This window comes from Pandoraea norimbergensis, from assembly GCF_001465545.3.
Classification (GTDB): Bacteria; Pseudomonadota; Gammaproteobacteria; order Burkholderiales; family Burkholderiaceae; genus Pandoraea; species Pandoraea norimbergensis.
The window spans coordinates 5,904,351-5,930,780 of sequence record NZ_CP013480.3 but is presented as its reverse complement, the minus strand read 5'-3'; the positions used below and the strand labels follow the sequence as shown (position 1 = coordinate 5,930,780).

Genomic DNA, 26,430 nt, shown 5'->3' with positions numbered 1-26,430 from the left:
TCATGACGACTACTCTTTCGCTGATCGTTCCCACGCGAGAACGGGCCGCTTATCTTCCCCACGCCGTACGTACGTGTCTGGCCGGCGGGGGAGCCGATCTCGACGTCGAGATCCTGATATTGGATAACGCCAGCACCGACGGTACGCAGGAAGTGGTTGCCGGCATGAAAGATTCACGCATTCGTTATGTGCGTAATGATGTTCGTTTGTCGATGCGTGACAACTTCGAGAAGGGCCTGAATCTGGCCAGCGGCGACGTTCTGTGTTTCATTGGCGATGATGACGGCATTTTGCCCGGCGCGGCCGCGCGTGCGATGGAACTGTTTGCGCGCGAGGATATCGACGCCATTTCGGCAGCGCGCGCTCATTACTTCTGGCCGGACCTGGTCAGCGCGCGCAAGAACACCGGACTATTGCCACGCCACGACGGCGTCGAAATCTTCGATGCCCGTCAGAAACTCAACGAGTTGCTCGATCACGGTGATTACTATCGCCTGCCGTGCCTGTACCACGGGTTTGTCCGCCGCAGTGTCGTGGAGCGCGTCAAGCAACGGCAAGGCCGTTTTTTCCTTTCCTGCCAGGTCGACATGTTCTCGTCCATCGCACTGTCGATGGAAGGCATTCGCTACGCATTTAGCCGGTCGCCGCTCATCATCAACGGCGGCTCGTCGCGCAGCAATGGCGCATCGCACTTCGGTGGCGGCACTGACAAAGAAAAGAACCTCTGGAAGCAGGAAGACGATCTCGGATTCCTGCCGGGGTTCGACGGTTGTATCGGTGTGCCGGCCCTGATCGTCGAATCGGCACTGCGCTATTGCCAAGGCAACCCCGCTAACAACATTGCCGCGATGCTCGGCGAGTCGCGCGTTCGGGCGACGCTGCAACGGGAAGCTGCCGCGCGCGAAGCCGCCGGACGTGCGGCGCAGGAGATCGAGCAAATGTATTCGACGGCGGGCATCACACGAAGTGAGGCGGCTGCCGTACAGCAGAGCAGCGGGCGTGCCGCGCGTCTGATGCGATCATTTCTCGACACGCGTCCCGTCAACATGGGCGAGCGCGGCGTTCACGACGTATATGGTGCGTCGCAGCAATTCGGCGCCATGATCGCCGGGGGGCACACTGGCGTAGCCTATAATCCGATGGAGCAGATTTTCGTCGCCATGCGTCTCGCAAAGGGCTGACGCGACGCAGCCTGGATGACGATAAATGGATGATTCAACGCTTTCGATATCCGTTGCGGTAATGATGGGGTGTTTCGTACTCTGGCGAGTACTGACACGCCGATTTGCGCATCCCGCAGACCTGGCGGCGCTCTCCGTTCTCTACTACGCGCTGCCTTTGTCGTTTGTTGCACTGGTGCTGCGTGACGACGACGGACGCGTCTATCTGCACAGAGCTGCCTCCGACCCGGAAATTGCACTGCAGTCGCTGCATTACGCCATTCTTGCGGTGATCAGCCTGAAATGCGGTCAGTGGATTGCATCGACAATCGGTAGCGGCGCGGTTAGGCACATGTTTCCCCTGATGCCGAAGGACGGCCGCAAGGCGCGCAATTTCATCCTGCTGCTGATGATCGTGATCGTCTGCGGAATCGGCCTCTACGGCCCGGCGTTCTTCGCAGGCTACGCGGTGGAATCTACCGAGGGCTCCGCCGCGCTCGGGAACGCATTCATCTATTCATCGATCGAGTTCATCGGACTGACGTTCGGCTACGTCCTGCTGGTTAAGGTTGCCCACAAAGATCGCCCCATATCGAACGTCGTCTGGATGGCGGCGATCTTCCTGATCGTATTGGCGCTGTTGCGGGGTAAGCGGCTGGAAGTGGTGTCAGCCTTCCTGCCGCTGGCATTGCTGTCGTTCGGCATGTCGCGTTGGCTGACCAAGCCGCTGAGTCGACTGACGTTGATCCTGAGCCTCGCCGTCGTCATTTCGCTGGTTGCGTCGCTGCGTCTGGGTGAGGCGTTCAATCTTCCCAGTCTGATGTTCAACTTGTTTTCCGAAGGGTTATTTGCCGGCCACAGTCTTCCGGGCATCATCGAGAAGATCCAAATGGGTAGTATCGATTACGAGGACGGATCCCGCATGCTCATGGGCGTGCTCGCCGTTGTGCCCCGCTTTCTGTGGCCAGAGAAGGACGCATTGCTCTACGCGGGTAACGCGGCGTTGGTTGGGGTCTCTCCATTAGGGGCGACGACGATGTTGGCCGAGGTCGTGCTGCAAGGCGGCGCGTTGGCTGTCGGCCTGACCTACTTTGTGATGGGCTTCGTGTTCCAGCGCTTTTATGTCGGTATCCGGTACATGGCGTCTGACGTGCGCGAGCGTCGCCTGCCACTTGCCGCCATCGGGTATCTGGTTTGCGTGGCGATCTTTATTCCACACTTCCGGGACGGCATCATTCCCGCAATGAAGATCTCGTTTCAGGCGGTCGTGTACCTTGCGGTTCTTGCGGGGTTGCAGTCAAGCACATGGTCGTGGAGATTGCTGCGTATGCGTCGCGTGAAGCCTGCGTTGGTTAAGGAGAGCGCCTCGTCTACGCAGGCTTTGATCGACAGAAAAACGGGGCAAGTCCTTCAGTAACGTCATGGTTGTGTTGACATCTCAAAACAAGACGGCGAACGTAGCGCTGGTCTCGCTCAAGGCGTTTGGCGATCTCGTGATCGCCCGCGCAGCGTTACGTCAGGCTGGCAGCGCGGCAGACGACGTGCAGATGTTCATCGGAGAGCATCTGATTGAATTGCACGAAGCGCTGAGCCCGCGCGCTGGCACACGGGTGATCGAGCATGGCCCAGGGGTGCCCGCATTCTTCGACGTCAAGAAGGCTGGCGCCGTGTCTGCCATGTGCAGCGGTGTGAAATTGCGCAAGTCGTTGCGCACACTGACTGCCGCAAGCGATACGACGCTGGTCTTTGACCGACTCGGTGCGCGTGAACGGTTTCTGGCGGGGCGCGCGCCCAGCATGGCGCTGCCTGCCTCGCAGAACATCTATCGGGCGTACATGCAGTTGCTTGGGACTGCTGCGTCCGCCCCGTCCGTAACGACAAGTGCCAATGCAGTGGCAACACCGTGCTTGGGCGACCGGCCGCCGCTCGTGGGCATATTTCCAGGCAGCCGTATTGCGGCTAAACAGCTGCCGCCCGACCTGATTGCGTGGATTGCCCACAAGTGCCGTGCGGCAGGCGCCGATGTTGAAGTGTTTTGCCTGGAAGGTGAACCGCTTGCGCCGCAGAGTCCGGTCTATAAGACGACGGTGGTGCCGCGCAGGTTCTCCGCCATGCTGCAGGCAGTGGGGAGCGTGGATCGGGTCGTCTCCGCGGACAGCATGCCCGCTCACTTGGCGGAATTCGTCGCGCGCCCGGTCTTCGTGGCGTCGCCGGTGACGAACACGTACTGGCTCCCGCTGAGCAGTCTGGAGCATGACCGATGGGCCTTGTTTGGGGAGTTGGCGTTGCTCGAAGCGCGCCTGAACGCCTTTGTTGGGCACACGTCGGTACCTGTACCTGCGTGACGTGAGCGCCGCGTTCTCAGTTTGTGAATCCTGTCATGTGATCGAACGATGGAATCTAAATACCTCTTTCAACAAAACATCGACGAACATCGGGCCGTCATCGAAGCACTGCCTGTTCTCGGCGACGTCGTGCAACAAGCCATCAACCTCGTCTCCGAGGCATTAGCTGCGGGCGGCAAAGTCATGTTCTGCGGCAACGGTGGATCAGCCGCCGATAGTCAGCATCTGGCTGCCGAATTCACCGGACGGTTCATCCACGATCGTAAGCCGCTGGCTGCCATCGCCTTATCGACGGACTCGTCGGCGCTGACGTGCATCGGCAACGATTACTCCTTCGACGATGTCTTCGTCCGCCAACTTCAGGCACTGGGGCGAGCCGGCGATTGCCTGGTGGGCATCTCCACGTCCGGTAATTCGGGCAACGTGCTGCGCGCCGTGCAGGCCGCCCGGGAGATGGGAATTCGGACGATCGGTCTGCTCGGGCGCGACGGTGGCAAGCTCGCACCGTTGTGCGATTGCGCGATCGTTGTCCCGTCACAAGTGACGGCACGTATTCAGGAAGCCCATATCCTGATCGGCCATACGCTTTGCGGCGGGGTGGAGCAGACGCTTGGACTGGTGGCATCCACATGCAACGAATGAGCAAATCGCGAGACGCGATAGAGATCAATAGGAACCTTGCGGCGTCATGATAAAAATTTCCATCGTTACAGCCGTCTACAACCGCGAAGATGTCATTGCAGACGCCGTTGCCAGTGTGCAGGCGCAATCGTATGAAGACATCGAACATATCGTCGTTGACGGTGCCTCGACAGACAAGACACTGAGCGTCTTGCAGGGTTGTCTGGACAGCCGGGCCATACTGATCAGCGAGCGCGACACCGGCATTTACGACGCATTGAACAAGGGCTTTCTCAAAGCCACCGGCGATGTCGTGGGTGTGATGCACTCGGACGATTTTTTTGCTGACACAGACGTGCTGCGTGATGTGGCCGTTGCCTTTGAAGACCCGAACGTCGACGCGGTGTACGGCGATCTCGATTACGTTGCCAAGAACGATACGGCTCGCGTCATTCGCCATTGGCGTTCAGCGCCGTTCAGCGCGGGTCAATTGGCCTGGGGATGGATGCCGCCTCACCCGACGTTGTTCGTGCGGCGCAGTGCCATCGAGCAGGCCGGTGCGTTCGACACCCGTTATCGCATCGCTGCGGACTATGATTTCATCCTGCGCCACTTCTCGGCCGCGAAATGGAACGCCGTATACATCCCTCGTGTGCTCGTGAAAATGCGACTCGGCGGTGAGAGCAATCGTTCGCTCTCGCGGATTGTGCGCAAGTCCAAGGAGGATTGGCTGGCATTGCATCGCAACCGCGTTGGTGCGTTCGGCGGCGTGGGGGCCATTGTGTGGAAAAATCTCAGCAAGGTTAAACAGTTCCTTTAAGGGTGCGCTGCCCTGAAAGGCGACGATTTTCAGAGTTCCATTGCATGGACAATCTCCAATTTTGCGATCGGTTGCATTGGTACGTAAACAAGCAACTCGATAATCTGTTTCCCTCGTTCGATGGCGAGTCGCTTGTGGATCGCGCGGCGGTCGAAGCGGCTGTCGATCTGACCTGCTTTACGGTGTCGAAGATCAAGGTCTATTCGGGAGCGCGCTTCGATTACCAAAACTCGACCCATTACGCGACGTTTCTCTATTGGCTGTCACGCACGCTTTGGGCGAGAGGTCAGGGCAACGATCAGGCGACTCGGGTGTTTTTGCTCAACAAGGCGGTCAACGGCATCGATCTGTTTTACGAGATCGAGATGCCGAAGGTTTTTCTGCTGACGCATTCCACGGGCATGGTGTTTGCGAAAGCGACTTATGGATCGCATTTCCAGATGCACCAGAACTGCACCGTTGGGCGAAACCAGGACGATCGTCCGGTCATCGAGCCGGGCGTCGTGCTGTATCCCAACTCGGCCATCATCGGTCAGTGCCATGTGAGAGAGAATACGGTGCTCACACCGGGCGTGAAACTCGTGAATCGCGATACCCCGGGAAACTGTTACGTGTTTGCGGGCGAAGGCGGCGAGCCGACGTTCAAGCCGATCAAAGAATATTTCATCCATCGGTATCTGCACCCCTGAAGGGGCATCTCCCGGGCGTCATGAAAATTTTGTGTAATCATGCGCCTCTTCGTCGCAATCAATAGGGAGAGCTATGCCTGAGCGCTTCAGGGGAACATCGTCGCCTGTTCTGGCGATCGTCGTGCCTTGTTTTAACGAGCAGGAAGTGCTCCCTATGACCATCCGTCATCTGGCCGGAGTGCTCGACAATCTCAAAACGCAGGGGCAGGTGGCCGCAGGTAGCTATCTTTACTTCGTCGACGACGGATCCACCGACCTCACTTGGCCGATTCTGATCGCAGCGCGCACCGAAAACGATAGCGTGCGATCACTCAAGCTCTCGCGAAACTTCGGGCATCAGAACGCGCTGTTGGCCGGACTCATGCAGGTACGGCCGCATTGCGACGTTTCCATCTCGATCGACGCCGATCTGCAACAGGATTCGGGTGCCATCCGGGATTTTTTGGCCCGCTACGCCGAGGGGGCAGAGATTGTCTATGGGGTACGGCGAAATCGCGATGCCGATGGTTTCTTCAAGCGCACGACCGCCACATTCTTCTATCGGTTGATGGCGCGAATGGGGGCACGGGTGATTCCGAATCATGCCGACTATCGGCTGCTCGGCAACAAGGCGATGGCGGCGCTGAGTCAGTACGGCGAGCCGGAGGTATTTCTGCGGGCGCTGTGTATCCAGTTGGGTTACCGCACGGCGACCGTGGAATTCGAGGTGACCGAGCGTGCTGCCGGCGTCAGCAAATATTCATTCGGCAAGATGCTCAAGCTGGCTTTGACCGGCATCACTTCGTTCAGCGTTGCCCCGCTGCGACTGATTACCGTGATTGGCCTTCTGGTCTTTGGTATGAGCCTGGCGATGGCGCTCTATGTGCTGGCGATCGCTCTGTTTTTCGACAAGGTGGTACCTGGCTGGGCGTCGACGACGCTGCCCATCTATTTCCTCGGGGGGGTGCAGATTCTGTGCACTGCCGTGATCGGCGAGTACATGGCACAGATTCTGACCGGGGTGAAGCGCAGGCCTCGTTATCTGATAGAGGAGGAGGCCAAGTGAAGTGGCTCTTTGGACCGCTTGCCATGCTCGTCTACGCGGCGACGAGTTGCACGGGGTTGTATCTGCTAAAGACGGCAGATGGCTGGTTCAGTTTGCGCTTCGCTTCCGGCGGCGTGCTTTACGTCGCCGGGGCGGCCATATGGATCTGCCTGCTGCGTCTGCTGCCGCTGTCCGTCGCGTTCCCTATCGCTTCAGGCATGCTCATGCTTGGCACGACGCTGACAGGCTATTTCTTGCTCGATGAGCGGCTGTCCGCGATGCAGGGAGTGGGAATCGTATTGATTCTGTCCGGCATGGTTTTTGTCGGCGCGAATATTGGAAAGTCATGAGCAACGACATCGATCGGCAGCGCGAACATTTCAACAGCATTTCCGAGAAGTACTGGTCAGCCAGACGGCACGAGAATCACCTGTTGCTCAAGGATCTCATCTGGCGACATTTTTTTTCGGATAAAGCGGGCTTGTTACGCCCGGGCACAGCACTGCTCGAGCCGATGTGCGGTATGGCCGAAGGGCTGCAGATTGTGCGTAAGTTCGTTCAGGAAGACGTGGTCTATCTAGGGTTCGACTACAGCGAGAACATGGTCGAGCACGCCCGGTCGCTGCATCCCGGCCAGCGTATCGAGTGGCAGGACGCCACACAGTTCGATGCCGAGGGGCAGACGTTCGACTTCATCATTCTGATCGGTGGCCTGCATCATGTGTTCGATCGCAGCGCCGACGTGGTGGCGCGCTTGTGCGCAGCGCTCAAACCGGGGGGGCATTTCCTTACCTTCGAGCCTACGCAGAACACTTGGCTCACGCGTAAAGTGCGCCAGCGCATCTACGAGAAGAATGCGCTGTTCGACAACGAGACCGAACAGGGTTTCGATCTTCCTGCGTTGGATGCGATGTTTACCCAACAGCAGATGATGCGGGTCGACCAGGTATATCCGGGGCTGCTCGCCTACGTGCTTTACTACAATCCCGATGCCTTTCCGCTGCTCAATCGCGGGGGCCCTCGCGCTGTGCGCAGCGCCTTTGCCATTGACCGGCTGTTCTGGCGCGGCTGGCTGGGTAGAACGTTGTCCTTCGCCACGATCACGCTGTGGAGAAAGCCATGATCGGCACGCATCCCGGTGACCGTGGCCGGGATACTGCCGGATGGCTGATCGGACTCTGTTATGCCGTGGTCATCGCGTACACCTGGTTCATGTGGGGCGGGCTGATACACGCGAAGTGGGGCGCCATCGACGATCACGAGATCATGTGGATGATTGGCAACCACGCGCGGCTTGACCCTTCGCGGCTTGGCGACACACTCGCCCACACCGAACTGGCATCGGACGCCACAATCGCGCGCTTTCGCCCCGCCTACTTCACGTTGCGGGCGATGGAAGCGGTCGTGTGGGGCAAAAGTGCTGCCCTTTGGTATGCCGCGCGTATCGGTATCGCGTTGTTGCTGGCAGTCACGCTGGTGTACTTCTGTCTGCCGGTCGCTGGCGTATGGCTGACAGCGGCATTCGTGATTTTTGCAATGTCCGCACCGTACTGGAGCGACATCTTCGCGCGGGCCGGACCGGCTGAGACCTATGTCGTGTTGGGCGTGTGCCTGATGGCATTGGCCTGGGGGCGGACCCGCCGAGAGACGCTGACGTTGGGCCGGGCCTGTGGACTCGCGGCAGGCGCCATGATAGCCAGCGGCAGCAAGGAAAACATGCTGCTGCTTGGCATTGTGCCGCTCTGGTTGCTGGTGACACGGCGAGTGCGGGTGACGCCCGCTGCCCGTGCGGTGATGGCAGGCACGCTCGCATTCATGATCTGGATCGGTGTGACGGTCGGTTTGCGGATCGCGCGTACCGGAACGGATATTTATAACAACGACGCATCGGTACAGGGACGTGCCGCCGTCATTCTGTCACTGTTGCAGCGGCCCGTGATCCAGCTCTGGCTGGCGGCGTTGTTGGTGGCGGCCGTGGCCTGCTGGCTCACGCGCGATCGGGCCGGACGGCCGTTGGGGGATGTGGACGGAAATGCACCTCCCTATCTCGCGTGGCGGCGCTTCCTGTTCGTTGGGGTGGCCGTACTGGCCATTTACGCGGCGCAGGTAGTTTTTTACACAGCGGCTTGGCCAGACGGGAAAAATTTGCAAGGGCGCTATCTTTTCCCTGGTGTGCTGGCCGGTCATCTGATGCTTTTGCTCGGAGCGGCGTTGGTTATCGACCTTGTACGCCGTGGCGTGCCGCGAGGGGGATGGCGTTCTGTGGCAGTTGGCCTGACGACGACGGCACTATCCCTGGTGTTTCTGTCGAACGCACGCGAGCACTTTGATGCCAATCGCCAGGCCGCCACTCGCACCGTGACAGATACGCAGCGTTTCGAGGCGAGTCTGATTCGCATGGAGGCCGCCCTGCGGGCGCATCCAAAGACTGCGCTGGTCATAAACGTATTCACCGTTTGGGACATCGAGCCCGTCGTGGCGGTGTATCGCTTCGCGCGTGCGGCCGGTATCGACAACCCGATCGCAGTGCTCACGCACGAGATGGACCCGCCTCGATACGCGGAGGGTTCTCTCGATAAGTCGCTGGCGATCCAGCTCGACGAAATGTCCCGTGGCGCATACGCAACGCTGGCGACCACGGCTTGGACGGACATTAATCCAGAGGACTGCTACTCGGTGGGCATGCACGGTCCGCCACTGGCGACATGCAAGGACGGCATTGTCATCTGGCCGCAATGACGGGGAAGTCTCGCCTTGACTCTTGGCTCAGGACGTCTAGCCTGAAAGGCGGGGCGCGAAAGCAGCGCGCAGGATAAAGGCCGCGCTGCTTGAGAATCCCTCGATCGTTACGACTTTGCCGAGTTGCCACGGTACAACGTCATGGCCCTCCCGATCCTGCTGATCGTCATTGTCGTCGCCGCGCTCGCGTTTCATTTCTGGAGTCCGTGGTGGCTGACCCCGCTGGCGTCGAACTGGCGCCAGATGGACGACACCCTCACCATCACGCTGGTGATCACCGGCGTGGCCTTTGTCGTCATCAATCTCTTCGTGGCATGGGCGGTCTTCCGCTATCGCCATCGCGACGGCCACCGTGCCGCCTACGAGCCCCACAACCGCCGTCTTGAAGCCTGGCTCATCGGTATCACGACCGTCGGCATCGTGGCGATGCTTGCCCCGGGTCTGCTCGTCTATGCCAAGCTCATCAACCCGCCGACGAACGCCATGGTGGTGGAAGTCGTCGGCCAGCAGTGGCAGTGGCGGTTTCGACTGCCGGGACCGGATGGGCGCCTCGGCAGCTCCGATCCTGCCTATGTCACCGCCGATAACCCGCTCGGCCTGAATCCCAAGGATCCCGCCAATCAGGACAATCGCATCGTCGATGCCCCCGAGCTTCATCTGCTCGTCGGCGTGCCGGTCAAATTGCTGCTGCGCGCCAAAGACGTCCTGCACGATTTCTACGTCCCACCATTCCGCACGCGGATGAACATGGTGCCGGGCATGGTCACGCAAATGTGGCTCACCCCCACGCAAACCGGGCGTTTCGACATTCTCTGCGCTCAGCTTTGCGGTGTCGGCCATTCGAACATGCGCGGCGTCGTCGTGGTGGACGACCGCCCCGCCTACGACGCGTGGGTCGCCAAACTGCCGACATTTGCTGCACTGCAAGCACAGCATGCCGGGGCCAGCGCGATGGACCCACTCGCGGCCAAGGGCAAACTGCTTGCACAGGCGAAGGGCTGCGCCGTGTGCCATTCGGTCGATGGCGCAGCGGGCGTCGGACCGACGTGGCACGGCCTGTATGGCAAGACCGAGACGTTTCAGGATGGCAGCTCGGCCATGGTCGACGACGCTTATCTCGCTACGTTCATTCGAAACCCGACCGCGCGCGTGCCCAAAGGCTTCGCGCCGATCATGCCGCAACTCGACGTGAGCGATGCCGATCTCGCCGCACTGATCGCCTACATCAAGACACTTGCCCCGGGCGGGGCATCAACGACGCCTGCAACACCTGCACCGACTGTTGCCCCCGCCGCGCCGACGGCGCGCGTCGATACACTGCAACTCGCCCAGAACTCGCTGGCTACGCCGCGCTCGCCCGCGCCCATGGCACCGTTATCCCCTGAGGCGGCGTCGTCTTCATCGTCTGGCTATAGCGCCCCCAGCGCGCCGACCCGGTCGGGACCACCGCCGCTGGCCACACCGATTCCACCCTTGGCCATCCCGCCACCACCGGGAAATGCACCCTCGGCTCCGTCGGGCGGGGTATCACCGCCGCGCGTGCCGTCGATGGTTCCGCCGCAGACCAGACCGCAATAGAACGAACAAGACAGATAAAACAGACAAGACAGACGTGAAGGAGGAGAGACTTCATGGCTTACGGAAAATCCGCACACGGCGACCACGACGGCCCGCAAAGCTTCTGGACGAAGTACGTCTGGAGTCAGGACCACAAAGTCATTGCGGTGCAGTACGCACTCACGGCGATTGCCGTCGGTCTGGTCGGTCTCGTGCTCTCCAACCTGATGCGTCTGCAACTGGGCTTCCCCGGCAAGTTCTCGTTCATCGACGCCAGTCACTATTACCAGTACGTGACGATGCACGGCATGATCATGGTGATCTACCTGCTCACCGCGCTGTTTCTAGGCGGCTTCGGCAACTACCTGATCCCGCTGATGGTCGGCGCGCGCGACATGGTCTTCCCGTTCCTGAACATGCTCAGTTACTGGGTCTACTTGCTGGCCGTCATCGTGCTGATGGCGAGTTTCTTCGTACCGGGCGGGCCCACGGGTGCCGGCTGGACGCTCTACCCGCCACAGGCCATCCTGCCCGGCACGCCGGGCACCGAGTGGGGCATCGTGCTGATGCTGGTCTCGCTGCTGATCTTCATCGTGGCGGCGACGATGGGCGGCCTGAACTACGTCACCACGGTCTTGCAGGCGCGCACAGAAGGCATGACGCTGCTGCGCATGCCGCTCACCGTCTGGGGCATCGTGATGGCGACCGTGCTGGCGCTGCTCGCGTTCCCCGCGCTGTTTGTCTCGGGCGTGATGATGCTGCTCGACAAGACGCTGCATACCAGCTTCTTCATGCCCGCCATCGTCTCGCTCGGGCAGACGCTCGACTATCGCGGCGGCAGCCCGTTGCTGTTCCAGCATCTGTTCTGGTTCTTCGGTCACCCGGAGGTCTACATCGTTGCGCTGCCGGCGTTCGGCATCGTCTCCGATCTCATCAGCGTGCATGCGCGCAAAAACATCTTCGGCTACCGCATGATGGTCTGGGCGATTCTTGCCATCGGCGTGCTGTCGTTCGTGGTGTGGGCGCACCACATGTTCATCAGCGGCATGAATCCGTACTTCGGCTTCTTCTTCGCCACGACCACGCTCATCATCGCCATCCCCACGGCCATCAAGGTCTACAACTGGGTGCTCACGCTCTGGCGCGGCGACATTCATCTGAGCGTGCCGATGCTGTTCGCCATCGGTTTCATCAGCACGTTCGTGATCGGCGGCCTGACGGGATTGTTTCTCGGCAACGTGAGCGTGGACATGCCGCTCTCGAACACGTACTTCGTGGTCGCGCACTTTCACATGGTGATGGGGGTCGCACCGCTGCTGGTGGTCTTCGGCGGCATCTATCACTGGTATCCGCTGGTGAGCGGCAGACGCCTGAACGATCGTCTCGGACAGTGGCATTTCTGGATCACGTTCCTGGGCACCTACGCGATCTTCTTCCCGATGCATTACCTCGGCATTCTCGGCATGCCGCGACGCTATTACGAGTTTCAGGGGTACAGCTTCATTCCGCAGTCGGCCCACACGATGAACACCTACATCTCGGTGGCCGCGTTCATCGTTGCGCTCGGGCAATTACTTTTCCTGTTCAATCTCGCGTGGAGTCTGCGGCACGGCAAACCGGCGGGTGCGAATACGTGGCGGGCGGCGTCGCTCGAATGGCAGACGCCCAACGTGCCGCCGGTGCACGGCAACTGGGGGCCGACGCTGCCCGTGGCCTATCGCTGGCCCTATGAGTACAGCGTGCCGGGCGACATCGACGACTTCGTCGCACAAAATCTCGCCCCCGATCCGCGACGGCCCGCCACGATGGTCGATCGCGATGCGTTGCCATCGCACGGACCATCGTCACCCTCCGTGCCGCCCACACCCCCTTCGCCGGACAGCCCGAAAGGAGCCGCATCATGAGACCCGTTCCGTCGTGGCCGCCTATGCCCGGGGGCGCGCCGATCGCACAGCCGCCGCGCCGCCGCGCATCGCAGGTTGCCATCTGGTGGTTGATGGGGGTCATCGGCGTGCTCTTTGGCCTGATGCTCGTCGCCTACGTGATGCGCATGAGTCTCGGCGACTGGCGGCCGCTACCCTCGCTCCCGATGCTGTGGTTGAACACCGGGGTGCTGGCAGCGGCCTGCATCGTGATGCAGTCGTCCGTCTGGCAGGCAAAGCGCGGCGAACTGCGTCGCTCGCGCCGCGACTGGACGGCGGCCGGCGTGCTGGCGCTAGTGTTCGTGATCGGGCAGTTATGGGTCTGGCGCGATCTCGTGGCACGTCACTATGGCGTGGCGGGCAACCCGGCCAACAGCTTCTTCTTCCTGCTCACGGGGCTGCATGCGCTCCATCTCGTCGGCGGACTCGTTGCATGGGCGCTGCTCATGCCGCGCGCGATGTCGCACGGTACGCGGGCGCGACGGCTGTCGCTCACCGCGCAGTACTGGCACTTTTTGCTGCTGCTGTGGCTCGTGCTGTTCGCCGCCATGGCCAATCTCACGCCAGAGATTGCGCAGCGGTTGTGCGGCGTCAGTCAGTGAGCCGGAGCGACATCGTGAACACGACATCGACCCCTTCAAACACAATCGCAGACACGGCCCATCTGCCCGGCGGCTGGCGTGGCATCGTGACCGACTGGTCCGGCGACCGCGCGGCATTTCAGGTGCCGTGGGGCAAGGCGATGATGTGGATCTTCCTCGTCTCGGACACCTTCGTCTTCAGCAGCTTTCTCATCGGCTACATGACGGTGCGCATCTCCACGACGGCACCGTGGCCCAACCCCGCCGAGATTTTTGCGCTGAATGTGAACGGGCACCCGGTGCCTTTGCTGCTCATCGCGATCATGACCTTCGTGCTGATCAGCAGCAGCGGCAGTATGGCGATGGCCGTCAATTACGCGTATCGGAAAGACCGCGACAAGACGGCGGCGTGCATTCTTGCGACGGCGTATCTCGGCATTGCATTCGTGGGCATGCAGGCCTTCGAGTGGACCAATCTGATCGCGCATGAAGGCATTCGCCCGTGGGGCAACAAGATGGGCGCGGCGCAGTTCGGCGCGTGCTTCTTTATGATCACCGGCTTTCACGGGCTGCACGTGAGCGCGGGCGTGATCTATCTGCTCACCGTCATGCGCAAGGTGCTCAACGGCACCCTTGAGCGGCGGGACAACTATCAACTCGTCGAAATCGCGGGCCTCTACTGGCACTTCGTCGATCTCGTCTGGGTGTTCATCTTTGCGTTGTTCTATCTCTGGTAGAGGCCTGCCATGGACCCCGCTGCCGCAACTGCATCCGCATCCGACGATCATTCCGGACAACAGCATCCGGTCGGCATCTACCTGAAGGTGTGGGGGCTGCTGTTCGTGCTCTCGACCTTCTCGTATCTCGTCGACTATGCGAACCTGCACGGCTATCTGCGATGGGGATTGATCCTCGCGCTAATGGTCGCAAAGGCGGGGCTGATCGTGGCGGTCTTCATGCATATGCGCTGGGAGCGGCTGGCGCTCGTCTACGCGATTCTGATTCCGCCGCTCGCGCTACTCGTGTTGATGGCGCTCATGGCGACGGAGGCCGACTACACGTTCCTCACGCGACTGGCGCACTTCGGTTAATCGCGCCGACGCTCACAACAGTTCCACCAGTCGCCGGTCACTCTTGCGACAGTATTCCGCACAGGCCGCACGCGCTGCCGTTGCGGCGCCGTGTACGAACAACGGCGCATCGGCGCGCCGCGACATCGACACGACGATGGACGGCGGCGCTGGCTGCAACGGCAGCTCGACCACTTCCCCGTTCGCTATCAGCGCATCCACGAACAGGCGGGGTATCGCCGCCACGCCGAAGCCGTCGCGCACCAACTGCACGATGACGGCAATCGAAGGCGAGCCCGTGATGCGCGTCTCCGACAGCGGCACGCCGTGCACGCCCGCCAGTTTCGCGACGATATCTTCGAGCGCCCGGTGAGGTGCAGTGCCGCGTCCGTACGTGAGGATCGGGTGCTGCAAGACCTGCTTTGCGAGTCCGCCGCGCGTGTTCGGAAACAAGCCGGTACGTGCGATCCAGTGCACCGGGTAATTGGCCAGCGCGTCGCACACCACGCTGCTGTCGTCGCTGCCTTCCACACGAATGATCAGATCGAGTTCGTCGGCGAGCAGCCGTCGTTGCAACTGCACGGAAACATCGACCGTCAGCTCGACTTCCAGCGTCGGGTAATCGGCGGCCAGCCGTCGCAGGTAGTGCGGCAACCAGCTATGCACCACTGTTTCGATCACGCCCAGACGCAGGCGTCCGCGTGTCGTGCTTTCACCGGAGGCTGCCGCTTGCAAGCGCTTGGCGGCTTCGACCACGGCCTTGGCATAGCCCAGCAAATACTCGCCGTTGGGCGTGAGTCGAAACTCGCGGCTCTCGCGATCTACTAGCGCGGTATTCAACTCGTCTTCGAGCGCTTTCAGGCGTTGCGAAATGGCGGCAGGCGTAGCGTGCAATGCGGCGGCCGTAGCGCGAAAGTTGCGCAGTTTGGCCAGCGTGACGAAGGTTTCGAGAAAACGGGTATTCACGGCAATCCTGGGGGGAGCAGGGGCGCGGCGCGCGCAATAGCGGTCATGCTGTGAAGAAAAGAAAGACGGCAAACCTCGGGAAAACCCGCGAAGTCGTTAAGAAATTCTATACGGCGACGCGTAGAAAAACTCGTTAGCGACAACATTTTTTTCTTTCTATGCTTCATCCATTCGATGCGCCCCCCAAGCACCGCAACGCATCGCCCCCGGATTGTTGCTCACTCGCCCGACTGCCATGAACCACCCTGCCACGCCGCTCGATTTCACTTCGCAACGCGAGACGATCATGCCCTTCGAATTCCGTCAGGCCGTGCGCAGCGGCCAGTTCCGTGGACCGACTGCCGGCTATTGCGGCGAGTTCGCGCAGGCCAACCTCGCCATCCTTCCCGTGGCGCATGCGCATGACTTCCTGCGCTTCTGCCAGAGCAACCCCAAGGCGTGCCCGCTGCTGGGCGTGGGCGAGCCCGGTCAATGGCATGTGCCGTCGCTGGGCCGCGAAGTGGATATCCGTACCGACGTGCCGGGCTACAACGTCTACCGCGACGGCAAGCTCGCCGGCGAAGTCGACAATCTGGCCGAGTACTGGCAGAGCGACTTCGTCGTGTTCGCTATCGGCTGCTCTTTTTCGTTCGAACACATGCTCGCCAAGGCGGGCATCCCGCTGCGTCACGTGGAAGAAGGCTGCAACGTGCCGATGTATCGCACGAAGATCGCCAATCAGCGCGCGGGCAAATTCGGCGGCGAACTGGTGGTGTCGATGCGCCCGATGAAAGGGGCCGACGCCATTCGCGCCGTGCAGATCACGAGCCGTTTCCCGGGCGTGCATGGTGCGCCGATTCATATCGGTGACCCGGCCGAGCTGGGGATCGCCGATTTGTCGAAGCCGGAATTCGGCGACGCCGTGACCATCCGCGACGGCGAACTGCCCGTGTACTGGGCTTGCGGCGTGACGCCGCAAACCGCCCTGATGGGCGCGAAGCTGCCGCTCGCTATCGCGCACAAACCGGGCTACATGCTCATGACCGATATCCCGAACGCATCGCTCGCCGTCTTCTAATTCCTGACGGCAAGACACGCACCCCGCAGCAGGCACCACGTAGCACGCATCACGCATCACATAAGAACACCGCGCCATGACGGAAGTCGGCAGGGCAGTTGCTGCCGGCCGTCGACCGAACACGCCCATCGCGGAGCGCGGCCCGAGGGCATCACACGGCAAGACAGGACATCACCGGAGTCTTCTACTCATGGATAGCAAAACCCCTCTCGCGAGCCCGTCGGCAGCTGCGGCTGCCACGGTGCCGGACACGCCGGCCCCCGCCGGCGGCAGTCTGTTCGGCTGGTACGGCGACGCGACACCGACGGAAAAGCGCGCGTTCTGGAGCTGCAAGGTCGGCTACATGCTCGACGGCATGGACACGCAGATGCTGAGCTTCGTCATCCCGACGCTGATCGCCACGTGGGGCATCAGCCTCGCCGACGCGGGCTTCATCGGCACGCTCACGCTACTCGCTTCAGCACTCGGCGGCTGGGTCGCCGGCATTCTGTCCGACCGCATCGGACGTGTGCGCACGCTGCAACTGACGGTTCTCTGGTTCGCGGTATTCACCGGGCTGTGCGGCCTCGCGCAGAACTATCACCAACTGCTCGCAGCGCGTGCGCTCATGGGCTTCGGCTTCGGCGGCGAATGGACGGCCGGTGCCGTGCTGATCGGCGAAGTGATTCGCGCCCGCGATCGCGGCAAGGCCGTGGGGCTGGTGCAGTCGGGCTGGGCCATCGGCTGGGGCCTGACCGCCATTCTCTACGCGGTGCTGTTCTCGCTGATGCCGGCGGAACTGGCCTGGCGCGCGCTGTTCCTGATCGGCCTGCTGCCGGCGCTGCTGGTGCTGTTCATCCGCCGCTATGTGAAAGAGCCGGAGGTGTATCAGAAGGAGAAGGCCAAACAGGCGAAGTCGGACGACGCGCCGGGACTCGCGGCCATCTTCAGCCCGAAGCTGCTCTCCACGACGATTCGCGCGGCATTGCTGACCACCGGTGCACAGGGCGGCTACTACGCCATTACCACGTGGTTGCCGACGTTCCTCAAGACTGAACGCCATCTCACCGTGATGGGCACCGGCGGTTATCTCGCAATGATCATCTTCGGCTCGTGGGTCGGCTATCTGGTGAGTTCGTACCTGACTGATCGTCTGGGCCGCAAACCGAACTTCATCCTGTTCGCTGTGGGCTCGATGGTGATTGCGTTCTCGTACACGTCGCTGCCGCTCACCGACAGCGCCATGTTCTGGCTCGGCTTCCCGCTCGGGTTCTTCGCCTCGGGTATTTTCAGCGGCATGGGTGCCTTCCTGACCGAGTTGTTCCCGACGAACGTTCGCGGCTCGGGCCAAGGCTTCTGCTACAACGTAGGCCGCGCTGTGGGGGCCCTGTTCCCCTTCCTGATCGGCATGCTCTCCAAGCAGTACGGACTGGGCACGACCATCGGCATCTTCGCGGCGGTAGCCTACGGTGTGCTGATTCTTGCGGCACTTACCTTGCCGGAGACGCGTGGCCGCGAGCTGGAATCGCTCGAACTGAAAACGCAGTGAGGACTTTGGCAATTCACCTCACGTCGAGTTATTGAATCACCGCGGCAGCCGTCGCTGCCGCGCCTGAACACATTCCCCTGATCGCACCATTCTGTGCAGCCCCGTGGCGATGGCCATGCGGGCCTGCATGGGAGACGTGCGCGCTGTGAAATTGTGAAATCGGTCTTTCCCGTTTGACCATTGCTTTGCGAGTGACCCCATGACGAACGCTCTCACGCCTGCTACCCAACACAACATCGCCACCGACCCGCGCTGGCAGTTCTGGATCGATCGTGGCGGCACCTTCACCGATATCGTGGCGCGTCGTCCCGACGGCACGCTCGTGACGCACAAGCTGCTGTCGGAAAACCCGGAGCAATATCGCGATGCCGCCGTTGCCGGTATCCGTCACCTGCTGGGTCTGTCGACCGGTGAGCCCATCACACCCGCACAAGTCGAGATGGTGAAGATGGGCACCACCGTTGCCACCAACGCACTGCTCGAACGCAAAGGCGAAGCGCTGGCGCTGGTGACGACGCAGGGCTTTCGCGACGCGTTGCGCATCGCCTATCAAAATCGCCCGCGTTTGTTCGATCTGGATATCGCGCTGCCCGAAGCGTTGTATGCGGAAGTGGTGGAAGTCGATGAGCGCGTCGGCGCGCAGGGTGAAGTCGTGCGCGAGCTCGATCTCGCGGCGGCACGTATCGCGCTCGAAGCCGTGTATGCGAAGGGCGTGCGGGCGCTGGCCATCGTGTTGATGCACGGCTATCGCTTTCAGGCACATGAGAAAGCACTGGCGGCGCTCGCTCGCGAACTGGGTTTCACGCAAGTGTCGGTGTCGCACGAAGTGTCGCCGCTGATGAAGCTGGTGTCGCGCGGTGATACGACGGTGGTCGATGCGTATCTCTCGCCAATTCTGCGCCGCTACGTCGAGCAGGTCGCGCAGGAGATGCCGGGCGTGAATCTGCAATTCATGCAGAGCAGCGGCGGACTGACGCGTGCCGACAATTTCCAAGGCAAGGACGCCATCCTGTCCGGCCCAGCGGGTGGCATTGTCGGCATGGTGCGTGCGTCGAGCGCGGCAGGCTTTGATCGCGTGATCGGCTTCGATATGGGCGGCACGTCCACCGACGTCTCGCATTACAACGGCGAGTTCGAGCGCGTGTTCGAGACGCAAGTGGCCGGCGTGCGCATGCGCGCGCCGATGATGAGTATTCACACGGTGGCGGCCGGCGGCGGCTCGGTGCTGTCGTTCGACGGCACGCGTCTGCGCGTGGGGCCCGACTCGGCGGGTGCGAATCCCGGGCCGGCAGCGTACCGTCGCGGCGGACCGCTGACGGTGACCGACTGCAACGTCATGCTGGGCAAAATTCAGCCTGCCCACTTCCCGAAGGTATTCGGTCCTCACGCGAATGAAGCGCTTGACCGTGAGGTTGTGGTCGAGAAGTTCACTGCGTTGGCGAAGGAAATCGAGCGCGCCACCGGCCGCAGCCAGACGCCGGAAGCGCTCGCCGAAGGCTTCCTCGAAATCGCGATTGGCAGCATGGCCAACGCGATCAAGAAAATCTCCGTGCAGCGCGGTCATGACGTGAGCCGCTATGTGCTGACGACGTTCGGTGGCGCGGGTGGTCAACATGCATGCGGTGTGGCCGATGCCCTCGGCATGACGCAGGTGTTTGCGCATCCGCTGGCTGGCGTGCTGTCGGCGTATGGCATGGGTCTCGCCGATCAGACGGCGATGCGCGAGCGCATGATCGAAGCGCCGCTTGCCGTGGACGGATCGCAAGCACTGGAAGACGCGCTCGGTGCGCTCGCCGACGAAGCGGCCAACAGTCTGCTCGCGCAAGGTGTGCCGCCGTCGCGCATCGAAACCGTGCGCCGTGTGCACGTTCGCTATGCGGGCACGGATTCGGCCATCGCCGTGCCGTTCGGTGATGTGGATCAAATGCGCGCAGCCTTCGAGGCGGCGTATCGCCAGCGCTATTCGTTCCTGATGGATGGCGCAGCATTGATTGTCGAAGTGGCGTCGGTCGAAGCGATCGGTCACTCGGACGCGCCCGTCGATATCACGCCGCTGGCCGCACGCACTGCCGGTGCACCGCGGCCGATTGATCAGGTGAAGCTCTATGCGAGCGGTGCATGGTGTGAAGCCGCGCTGTTCGCACGCGATACGCTGCTCGCTGGAGACACCATCGATGGCCCGGCCATCGTCGCCGAGAAGAGCGGCACGACGGTGGTGGAGCCGGGATGGCAGGCGCAGATGAGCGCGCAAGGCAATTTGATTCTGACGCGCGTAGTACCGCGTGAATCGCAACGCGGTCTGGGCACGCAGGCCGACCCGGTGCGTCTGGAAATCTTCAACAACCTGTTCATGTCGATCGCCGAGCAGATGGGGCTGCGGCTGCAAAACACGGCGTACTCGGTAAACATCAAGGAACGTCTCGACTTCTCGTGCGCGCTGTTCGACCGGGAAGGCAATTTGATCGCTAACGCGCCGCACATGCCCGTGCATCTGGGGTCGATGGGCGAGAGCATCCGTACGGTGATCGAGCGCAATCGCGGTGCGATGCGCGATGGCGACGTCTTCATGCTCAACGACCCGTATCACGGTGGCACGCACTTACCGGACGTCACCGTGATCACGCCGGTGTTCATGGCGGGCGAAAGTGAACCGCTGTTCTACGTGGGTTCGCGCGGTCACCATGCCGATATCGGTGGTATTACGCCCGGGTCGATGCCGCCGGACTCGACGCACGTCGAAGAAGAGGGCGTGCTGATCGACAACTGGCAACTCGTCGCTGCCGGCGTGCTGCGCGATCGTGAGACGCGTGGGCTGCTCGCCGGCGCACGTTACCCGGCGCGCAACATCGATCAGAACATGGCGGACCTGCGCGCGCAGGTCGCAGCCAACCAGAAGGGTGTGGACGAACTGCGCCGCATGGTCAACGAGTTCGGCCGCGACGTGGTGCTGGCCTATATGGGGCACGTGCAGGACAACGCCGAAGCGGCTGTGCGTCGCGTGATCGGCGCGTTGGCAGACGGGCACTATCGTTATCCGCTCGACAACGGCGCGGTAATCGACGTGACGATTCGTGTCGATGCGGCGACGCACAGCGCGACCATCGACTTCACGGGCACGTCGGATCAGTTGCCCAACAACTTCAATGCGCCGCGCGCGGTGTGCATGGCAGCGGTGCTGTACGTGTTCCGTACGCTGGTCGACGACGACATTCCGCTCAATGCCGGTTGCCTGAAACCACTCACGGTGATCGTGCCGCGTGGCTCGATGTTGAATCCGGCGTACCCGGCGGCGGTGGTGTCCGGGAATGTGGAAACGTCGTCGGCCATCACCAATGCGTTGTACGGCGCGCTGGGCCGTGTCGCATCGAGTCAGGGCACGATGAACAACTTCACCTTCGGCAACGAGACGTATCAGTACTACGAGACCATCGCCGGTGGCAGCGGTGCAGGCGAGGGCTTCAACGGTTCGGACGCCGTGCAGACCCACATGACGAACTCGCGACTGACGGACCCAGAAGTGTTGGAGTGGCGCTATCCGGTGCGACTGGAAAGCCACCGTATTCGCGCAGGTTCGGGAGGTACAGGGCGCTGGCACGGCGGCAACGGTGCCGTGCGGCGCATTCGCTTCCTTACGCAGATGACGGCATCGATCCTGTCGAACAATCGCGTGCACGCGCCGTTCGGTGCGCAGGGCGGTGAGGTCGGCGCGCTGGGCGCAAATTACGTGGAACGTTCAGATGGCACGCGAGAAGCGCTGGGCCACATCGGCCGCACGCAGATGCAACCGGGTGACATCTTCGTGGTGGAAACGCCGGGCGGCGGCGGGTTCGGTGTGCGTTGATCGCGTGGTTTGCGCGAGGGTCATCACCGTGCAATGCGGTGAACATGCCACGCGTGACATGGGAAAGCACTGAAGCCTATCCGCTTCCCGGAAGCAAAGTCGCAGTTTGAGAAGTCACGTCAGTGACGCCTCCGTACGATGCACGTGTTGTTTCTAACAGCACCAATCTACGTACGGAGGCACGTCAATGTCCGAGTCATCGCAGGTCCCCCAAGTGCCATCGCTCTCGTCTGTCGAGTGTGACTCGGCGTCGCAGGACGATGTCATTCGCCAGTACGAGCGTGCCTGCGCCGAGATGCAACTGGCGGGTCGCAAGCTACATCGTCATATGCAGGAATATCAGACGATGCTCGATGAAGTCGCTCGTCTCGAAGCCTCCCGCACCCCCGAATCCCGCGAGAAACTCCAGCGACTCTCCGCGCTGGTCGCGAGCGAGACATTTCAACGTGACGAGCGTGAGATCCAACGCATGAGCGGCGCGCTGGCGCACGCCGTCGCGAAATTTAAGGCAGACGCGCCCAAATCTCTGACCGAGCAATCCGAGCAACCTGTGCGTCAGCCGGCGAAGCGCGTGCCGTCTGCGCCGCGCGCCTGAACCGGGAGGCAACGATGTGGAACGCCATCCCCGGTGTGTCCGGCACGCGTCTTGAGGACGGGCTTGCCGTGATGTCAAAAATCTCGGCGTATGAAAGCGCAGACACGCAGATTGATGTTGCCGACGGCAACTTGCTGAAGGCCGTAATTCTGCGGGCACGAGACCAGTTGATCGAAGTGCACGCGCACTCGACGTCGGCGTTGCCGCTGTTGATCGCAAGACTCGACGCGGCACGCAGCGCGCATGATTACGTCAAGGTCTGCGACAGCTTGCTGGCGAGCGCCACACAAACACAAACGTTGCCGCCAGCGCTGCGTGAATTTGCCACCCGGCACGAACTGATCTCCGCCGAAGCGGCGTCGGCGCGGTTCGATGCGCCATCGCTGCGACGTTTGAAAGCGGACCTCGAAGCGGTGTCGTTCGCCGGTGGCTCCGCAACGCAGGATCAAGTCGAGGTCAAGCGGTTGCTCATGTTCTACGAGACCACGCTATCGCTGGCCAACGGGACACAAACACGTCTGCGCGAGACGTTGAAGTCAATCACGCAAAACATCTGAAGTTCATCTCTTACTGAAGGAAATCAATCAATGGCTACGTCTGTCTCAAACCCGAGCTTCATCTCCGAGTCAAAAATCAAGCGCGACTTGCGCGGTTACGAAGGCGCGGGCGAAAAGGTGAAACTCGACTTTCACGGTCTGCTGGCGCAGTACGGCACGATGATGATGGAAGCCGGTGCCGAAGACGCGAACTACAAGATTCAGGAAATGAAAAAGCGTCAGGCGCAAGGACGCGAGGCACGCGAAGCGGCCAATCAGATCGAGAAATTGATCAACGATGTCGGCTCGGATAACGCGAAGAAGGTGGAGGTCGGTGCAGGCATCCGAAGCTTCTTCGATAAATACAACATTGAAATCACGACCGGGGATGACGGTACGAAGAAAACGATGCGCCAATGGGAGGGGCGAGGTGCGAACGATAAGACGCCATCCGGTGGCAACGGTAATTACAACGCCGCACATTTGCGCGCACTGAAGGCGGCAGCCGAAGGTTTCGGCGAGCAGGCCTCCGACAGCCGTACCGTCGATCAGATCGAAATCAACAAGACGCTTCAGCAATACAACGGTGCATCGACGCTGGTGAACACGATCATCAGCTCGCAGGGTTCGCAGCTCAATCAGATCAACGGATCGTTGCGCACGTGAGCGGTATCGCGCCCGAGGCGGCGTCGCGGCAGGTGCCTCCGGCAGAGGACGCCGAAGCCATCTTCGCGAGGTTTTTCGAGAGTGGCGGCGCGTTGCGAATGCTCGCCGATCTTGATGAGGCCGATCTCGCCCGCGTGCGTGCCCATGCATGTCAGCGATTCACGGAAGGAAAAATCGCAGCCGCCCAGCGGGTGTACTTCGTGCTCACCACGCTGGATCAATGGTCGTTCGATGACTGGTTCGGACTGGGGCTTTGTTACCAGCGCTTAGGCCAGCACGAGCAGGCGTTGCCGTGTTTTGCGAAGGCCGGGGTGATCCGCGTGTCGGACCCTCGCGCCCCTTATCTCGCCGGGCTCAGTTACGAGCGCACCGGCAATCGGGCATTCGCCGTGAAGGCCTATCGCGCCACGCTTCGGCTGTGTGCTGCCGAACCGCAGCACGCAACGCTCGCCCGTTCGGCAAGAGCGAGATGCGAGTGCCTTGAAAATCCCCCACGACAGGAGACAACATGATTCCGATTTATTCGGTAGGGGCCGGTTTTGGCCCGTCGCGGGCGTTGGATGTTCACGACGCGCCTGCCTCCAATGCCGCGTCCGCCAGCGCGCAGGCCGATGCGGTGCGCAAGCGCCGCGAGAGCGACAACTGGCTCACGTCGGATGACTTCGCGCCTGACATGCCGGGCGACGCCGATGCGAAAGAGGCCGATGGCGCGTTTGCCCGGCTGTTGCAAAAGCTCTTCTCGATCAGCAGCGGTCTCGCTTTGGACGCCCTCCGTCCGCCGGGCCATCACGGCGCACAAGACCTCGCGTCGCTGGAGGAACTCGATCCATCGACCATGGCCATGATGGCCTCGATGATCACGATGGAAGCGCTGGGCGATACGGCGAAGTCGACGCAACGCGCGCTCGAACTGCTCGCCGAGCGTCAGGACAAATTGCGGCAAGAAGATATTCAGAAGTTTCGCGAGCAGATGGACAAGGCCACCGAAGACGCTAACAAGGCTCGCAAGGGCGGCGTCTTCGGCGCGGTGTTCGACTGGATCGTGGCGGCGGTAGAGACGGTCGTCGGTGCCGTGAAAGTGGTGACCGGCGTTTTGACGATGAACCCGTTGCTGATCGCAGGCGGTGTTGCCGATCTGGGCGCGGGCATTGCTGGCCTCGGCGCGGCGTTCCACAAGACGATGGCATTGGTCGATCCGAAGAACGCGGGATACCACGAGCAGCAGGCAGAGAAGTGGGGCAAAGCGCAGATGGCGTTTCAGATTATCGGCGCGGTGGTGGGCTTCGGCACATCGCTCAAAGGGGTGCTCGCCGCACGCACAGTGACAAAGACAGCGGGCCGCGTGTTCAAGGGCGCCGCCGGTGAGTCACTGGAACAGGCGGTTAAGGCGGGAGATAAAGCGGCGATCGATACGATCAAGAAGCGAGTGTCGTCTGAGGTCAGTTTTGTGATCGGTGACCAGATCGGTAAGCGCGTGGGAAAGTCGCTGTTGCAAAGCGGTACGCGCACTTCGCGCGCACTGGCCAAGGCGGGCTTCAACCGGATGGCGGAGACATTTGCGCAGCAGATGACCGAGCAGATGGTCGAGCGCGCGTTCAAGAAAGTCGTCAAGGCGGCGACCAAGCAGGTCGCGAAGGGCAAGGCCGTCACGGCGAAAAGTCTGGGCAACTCGTTCGGTTCGCAATTGCGTCTGGAAGCGGGGAGAGCGGCGCTGCGCGGTTCGTGGTCGCTCTCGGGCGCGGTGCGCAGCACGCTGGTCGGCGCCAACGCCGTTGGTCAGAACGTGATCGGCATGCAGCGCGCGAAGCTGAATTTCGAGGCGAGAAATCTTGGCGTGGACATGATGTGGCTGCAAACGCTCATGGACATGACGGGCGATGACAAGAAGCGCAATGCAAAGCGCATGGCGACGCTCATTGAGCAACAGGCCGACGTGGCCACCTCCGCCAGCGAGATGGTGCAGCAAACGGGTGCAACGCGAATTCGCATCGCCGCTTCCATGGCGTGAGTTCTCGTCACTTTTGAATCATCCGGCGTGGCAGATGCCACGCCATTCTTATGACGGAGTTTGATATGACACTTCGCACCTCCTCGATTTCGCCGGCAGCCTCCGCTCAGCACGATACGGTGATCGATGGCGAGCGCTTGCCGGTACCCTCGGCCCTCAGAGACAAACCGGATGGCCTTGCGTTGCTGCGCATGCTGCACAAGCTCTTCGTCACGATGCGCACGGAAGAGCGCAACGTCGATCAGTCTTTCCGCACGCGCCATGACGTGATCGTGTTCGAGCGGGCACAAACGGCACGGCAAGAGAAATACAACGCCAACAAAAAACACTACCGCTCGGGGATGTCGTCGGCGGGCGGCGGTCTCGGTGCCGGTCTCTTTTCTCTGGTGGGAGGCGCCGGTGGTGCGGTGGCCGGATTCAAGGGCATGGGGGATATTGCCCGCATCGGCAGCGATATCACGAACGGCATGGGCACGACGATCAAGCACGGCATCGATTTCAAAGCCAACAACGAATCGTTTGCCGGGCGCGATAACGATGTGCTCGGCGAGTTCGAGACCTCGCTGACCGACGAGACCCGCCGCACCAATGACCGGTTGCGCCAGCGTATCGAGGCGAGCAGTGCAGACATTCGCGAGAAGTCTCAGGCGATGCTCAGTATGTGGGGTCAGCAGGTCGTCAAAATGTACGAGTCCATTCGGTAAC

24 protein-coding genes and 1 pseudogene are annotated in these 26,430 nt (G+C 61.5%); 24 read left to right on the top strand and 1 reads right to left on the bottom strand.

From position 1 onward, the window contains the following. Positions 1–2 precede the first annotated feature (2 nt). The 15 genes and pseudogenes from AT302_RS26030 (at position 3) to AT302_RS25960 (ending at position 14,549) form a co-directional block, all read left to right on the top strand. Positions 3–1,181 (top strand): glycosyltransferase family 2 protein, encoded by a 1,179-nt coding sequence (locus AT302_RS26030; protein ID WP_084656479.1) that lies wholly within the window; start codon positions 3–5, stop codon positions 1,179–1,181. Positions 1,182–1,206: 25 nt separating this feature from the next. Next, on the top strand, positions 1,207–2,577 hold the full coding sequence (locus AT302_RS26025) for a hypothetical protein (RefSeq protein ID WP_157125881.1): 1,371 nt from the start codon (positions 1,207–1,209) through the stop codon (positions 2,575–2,577). 10 nt (positions 2,578–2,587) lie between these two features. Continuing rightward, positions 2,588–3,505: a glycosyltransferase family 9 protein gene (locus AT302_RS26020; RefSeq protein WP_157125880.1), complete on the top strand. Its 918-nt coding sequence runs from the start codon at positions 2,588–2,590 to the stop codon at positions 3,503–3,505. 48 nt (positions 3,506–3,553) lie between these two features. After that, positions 3,554–4,147: a D-sedoheptulose 7-phosphate isomerase gene (gene gmhA, locus AT302_RS26015; RefSeq protein WP_058376464.1), complete on the top strand. Its 594-nt coding sequence runs from the start codon at positions 3,554–3,556 to the stop codon at positions 4,145–4,147. 46 nt (positions 4,148–4,193) lie between these two features. Continuing rightward, positions 4,194–4,946, top strand: coding sequence for a glycosyltransferase family 2 protein (locus tag AT302_RS26010; protein ID WP_218918978.1), 753 nt, complete (start codon positions 4,194–4,196; stop codon positions 4,944–4,946). 44 nt (positions 4,947–4,990) lie between these two features. Further along, complete coding sequence (locus AT302_RS26005) at positions 4,991–5,635, top strand: LbetaH domain-containing protein (RefSeq protein ID WP_058376463.1); 645 nt, start codon at positions 4,991–4,993, stop codon at positions 5,633–5,635. A gap of 73 nt (positions 5,636–5,708) precedes the next feature. Beyond that, positions 5,709–6,680, top strand: a complete 972-nt coding sequence (locus tag AT302_RS26000; protein WP_058376462.1) for a glycosyltransferase family 2 protein — start codon at positions 5,709–5,711, stop codon at positions 6,678–6,680. Next, the gene (locus tag AT302_RS25995) at positions 6,677–7,009 is read left to right on the top strand and encodes an SMR family transporter (RefSeq protein ID WP_058376461.1); all 333 of its coding nucleotides are present in this window, start codon (positions 6,677–6,679) and stop codon (positions 7,007–7,009) included. Before AT302_RS26000 ends, AT302_RS25995 begins: the two co-directional genes overlap by 4 nt. Then, the gene (locus AT302_RS25990) at positions 7,006–7,782 is read left to right on the top strand and encodes a class I SAM-dependent methyltransferase (protein WP_058376460.1); all 777 of its coding nucleotides are present in this window, start codon (positions 7,006–7,008) and stop codon (positions 7,780–7,782) included. Before AT302_RS25995 ends, AT302_RS25990 begins: the two co-directional genes overlap by 4 nt. Then, positions 7,779–9,398: a hypothetical protein gene (locus tag AT302_RS25985; RefSeq protein WP_058376459.1), complete on the top strand. Its 1,620-nt coding sequence runs from the start codon at positions 7,779–7,781 to the stop codon at positions 9,396–9,398. The genes AT302_RS25990 and AT302_RS25985 overlap by 4 nt, the downstream gene beginning before the upstream one ends. Before the next feature lie 141 nt (positions 9,399–9,539). After that, positions 9,540–10,664, top strand: a pseudogene (locus AT302_RS25980) (cytochrome c oxidase subunit II); the annotation flags it as partial. Positions 10,665–11,029: 365 nt separating this feature from the next. After that, complete coding sequence (gene ctaD / locus AT302_RS25975) at positions 11,030–12,859, top strand: cytochrome c oxidase subunit I (protein ID WP_058376458.1); 1,830 nt, start codon at positions 11,030–11,032, stop codon at positions 12,857–12,859. Further along, the gene (locus tag AT302_RS25970; RefSeq protein WP_064675010.1) at positions 12,856–13,479 is read left to right on the top strand and encodes a cytochrome c oxidase subunit 3; all 624 of its coding nucleotides are present in this window, start codon (positions 12,856–12,858) and stop codon (positions 13,477–13,479) included. Before ctaD ends, AT302_RS25970 begins: the two co-directional genes overlap by 4 nt. Positions 13,480–13,493: 14 nt before the next feature. Next, a complete protein-coding gene (locus AT302_RS25965) occupies positions 13,494–14,195 on the top strand; it encodes a heme-copper oxidase subunit III family protein (protein WP_058379956.1) in 702 nt (233 codons plus the stop codon). 9 nt (positions 14,196–14,204) lie between these two features. Continuing rightward, positions 14,205–14,549, top strand: a complete 345-nt coding sequence (locus AT302_RS25960; RefSeq protein WP_058376456.1) for a cytochrome C oxidase subunit IV family protein — start codon at positions 14,205–14,207, stop codon at positions 14,547–14,549. Between the two features lie 12 nt (positions 14,550–14,561). On the opposite strand, the gene AT302_RS25955 is transcribed toward AT302_RS25960, so the two are convergent. After that, positions 14,562–15,494, bottom strand: a complete 933-nt coding sequence (locus tag AT302_RS25955; RefSeq protein WP_058376455.1) for a LysR family transcriptional regulator — start codon at positions 15,492–15,494, stop codon at positions 14,562–14,564. Positions 15,495–15,777: 283 nt separating this feature from the next. On the opposite strand from AT302_RS25955, the gene AT302_RS25950 reads away from it, so the two are divergent. The 9 genes from AT302_RS25950 (at position 15,778) to AT302_RS25910 (ending at position 26,429) form a co-directional block, all read left to right on the top strand. Beyond that, positions 15,778–16,551 (top strand): putative hydro-lyase, encoded by a 774-nt coding sequence (locus AT302_RS25950; protein ID WP_058379955.1) that lies wholly within the window; start codon positions 15,778–15,780, stop codon positions 16,549–16,551. Between the two features lie 190 nt (positions 16,552–16,741). Continuing rightward, positions 16,742–18,079, top strand: a complete 1,338-nt coding sequence (locus tag AT302_RS25945; RefSeq protein ID WP_058376454.1) for an MFS transporter — start codon at positions 16,742–16,744, stop codon at positions 18,077–18,079. Between the two features lie 199 nt (positions 18,080–18,278). Then, entirely contained in the window at positions 18,279–21,920 is a 3,642-nt protein-coding gene (locus AT302_RS25940) for a hydantoinase B/oxoprolinase family protein (protein WP_058376453.1), read from the top strand. Positions 21,921–22,107: 187 nt separating this feature from the next. Further along, the gene (locus tag AT302_RS25935) at positions 22,108–22,515 is read left to right on the top strand and encodes a hypothetical protein (RefSeq protein ID WP_058376452.1); all 408 of its coding nucleotides are present in this window, start codon (positions 22,108–22,110) and stop codon (positions 22,513–22,515) included. Positions 22,516–22,529: 14 nt separating this feature from the next. Beyond that, entirely contained in the window at positions 22,530–23,072 is a 543-nt protein-coding gene (locus tag AT302_RS25930; protein ID WP_058376451.1) for a hypothetical protein, read from the top strand. A gap of 30 nt (positions 23,073–23,102) precedes the next feature. Further along, positions 23,103–23,717: a hypothetical protein gene (locus AT302_RS25925; RefSeq protein ID WP_058376450.1), complete on the top strand. Its 615-nt coding sequence runs from the start codon at positions 23,103–23,105 to the stop codon at positions 23,715–23,717. After that, a complete protein-coding gene (locus tag AT302_RS25920; protein WP_058376449.1) occupies positions 23,714–24,229 on the top strand; it encodes a tetratricopeptide repeat protein in 516 nt (171 codons plus the stop codon). Before AT302_RS25925 ends, AT302_RS25920 begins: the two co-directional genes overlap by 4 nt. After that, positions 24,226–25,725, top strand: coding sequence for a type III secretion system translocon subunit SctE (sctE, locus tag AT302_RS25915; RefSeq protein WP_058376448.1), 1,500 nt, complete (start codon positions 24,226–24,228; stop codon positions 25,723–25,725). Before AT302_RS25920 ends, sctE begins: the two co-directional genes overlap by 4 nt. 65 nt (positions 25,726–25,790) lie before the next feature. Then, a complete protein-coding gene (locus AT302_RS25910) occupies positions 25,791–26,429 on the top strand; it encodes a hypothetical protein (RefSeq protein WP_058376447.1) in 639 nt (212 codons plus the stop codon). The last annotated feature ends 1 nt before the right edge of the window (position 26,430 follow it).

Excerpts from the sequence above, each read along its gene's own strand:
- AT302_RS26030 (WP_084656479.1), top strand. The coding sequence starts at position 3 with ATGACGACTACTCTTTCGCTGATCGTTCCCACGCGAGAACGGGCCGCT.
- AT302_RS26025 (WP_157125881.1), top strand. The coding sequence starts at position 1,207 with ATGGATGATTCAACGCTTTCGATATCCGTTGCGGTAATGATGGGGTGT.
- gmhA (WP_058376464.1), top strand. The coding sequence starts at position 3,554 with ATGGAATCTAAATACCTCTTTCAACAAAACATCGACGAACATCGGGCC.
- AT302_RS26010 (WP_218918978.1), top strand. The coding sequence starts at position 4,194 with ATGATAAAAATTTCCATCGTTACAGCCGTCTACAACCGCGAAGATGTC.
- AT302_RS26005 (WP_058376463.1), top strand. The coding sequence starts at position 4,991 with ATGGACAATCTCCAATTTTGCGATCGGTTGCATTGGTACGTAAACAAG.
- AT302_RS26000 (WP_058376462.1), top strand. The coding sequence starts at position 5,709 with ATGCCTGAGCGCTTCAGGGGAACATCGTCGCCTGTTCTGGCGATCGTC.
- AT302_RS25990 (WP_058376460.1), top strand. The coding sequence starts at position 7,006 with ATGAGCAACGACATCGATCGGCAGCGCGAACATTTCAACAGCATTTCC.
- AT302_RS25985 (WP_058376459.1), top strand. The coding sequence starts at position 7,779 with ATGATCGGCACGCATCCCGGTGACCGTGGCCGGGATACTGCCGGATGG.
- ctaD (WP_058376458.1), top strand. The coding sequence starts at position 11,030 with ATGGCTTACGGAAAATCCGCACACGGCGACCACGACGGCCCGCAAAGC.
- AT302_RS25970 (WP_064675010.1), top strand. The coding sequence starts at position 12,856 with ATGAGACCCGTTCCGTCGTGGCCGCCTATGCCCGGGGGCGCGCCGATC.
- AT302_RS25960 (WP_058376456.1), top strand. The coding sequence starts at position 14,205 with ATGGACCCCGCTGCCGCAACTGCATCCGCATCCGACGATCATTCCGGA.
- AT302_RS25945 (WP_058376454.1), top strand. The coding sequence starts at position 16,742 with ATGGATAGCAAAACCCCTCTCGCGAGCCCGTCGGCAGCTGCGGCTGCC.
- AT302_RS25940 (WP_058376453.1), top strand. The coding sequence starts at position 18,279 with ATGACGAACGCTCTCACGCCTGCTACCCAACACAACATCGCCACCGAC.
- AT302_RS25935 (WP_058376452.1), top strand. The coding sequence starts at position 22,108 with ATGTCCGAGTCATCGCAGGTCCCCCAAGTGCCATCGCTCTCGTCTGTC.
- AT302_RS25930 (WP_058376451.1), top strand. The coding sequence starts at position 22,530 with ATGTGGAACGCCATCCCCGGTGTGTCCGGCACGCGTCTTGAGGACGGG.
- AT302_RS25925 (WP_058376450.1), top strand. The coding sequence starts at position 23,103 with ATGGCTACGTCTGTCTCAAACCCGAGCTTCATCTCCGAGTCAAAAATC.
- sctE (WP_058376448.1), top strand. The coding sequence starts at position 24,226 with ATGATTCCGATTTATTCGGTAGGGGCCGGTTTTGGCCCGTCGCGGGCG.
- AT302_RS25910 (WP_058376447.1), top strand. The coding sequence starts at position 25,791 with ATGACACTTCGCACCTCCTCGATTTCGCCGGCAGCCTCCGCTCAGCAC.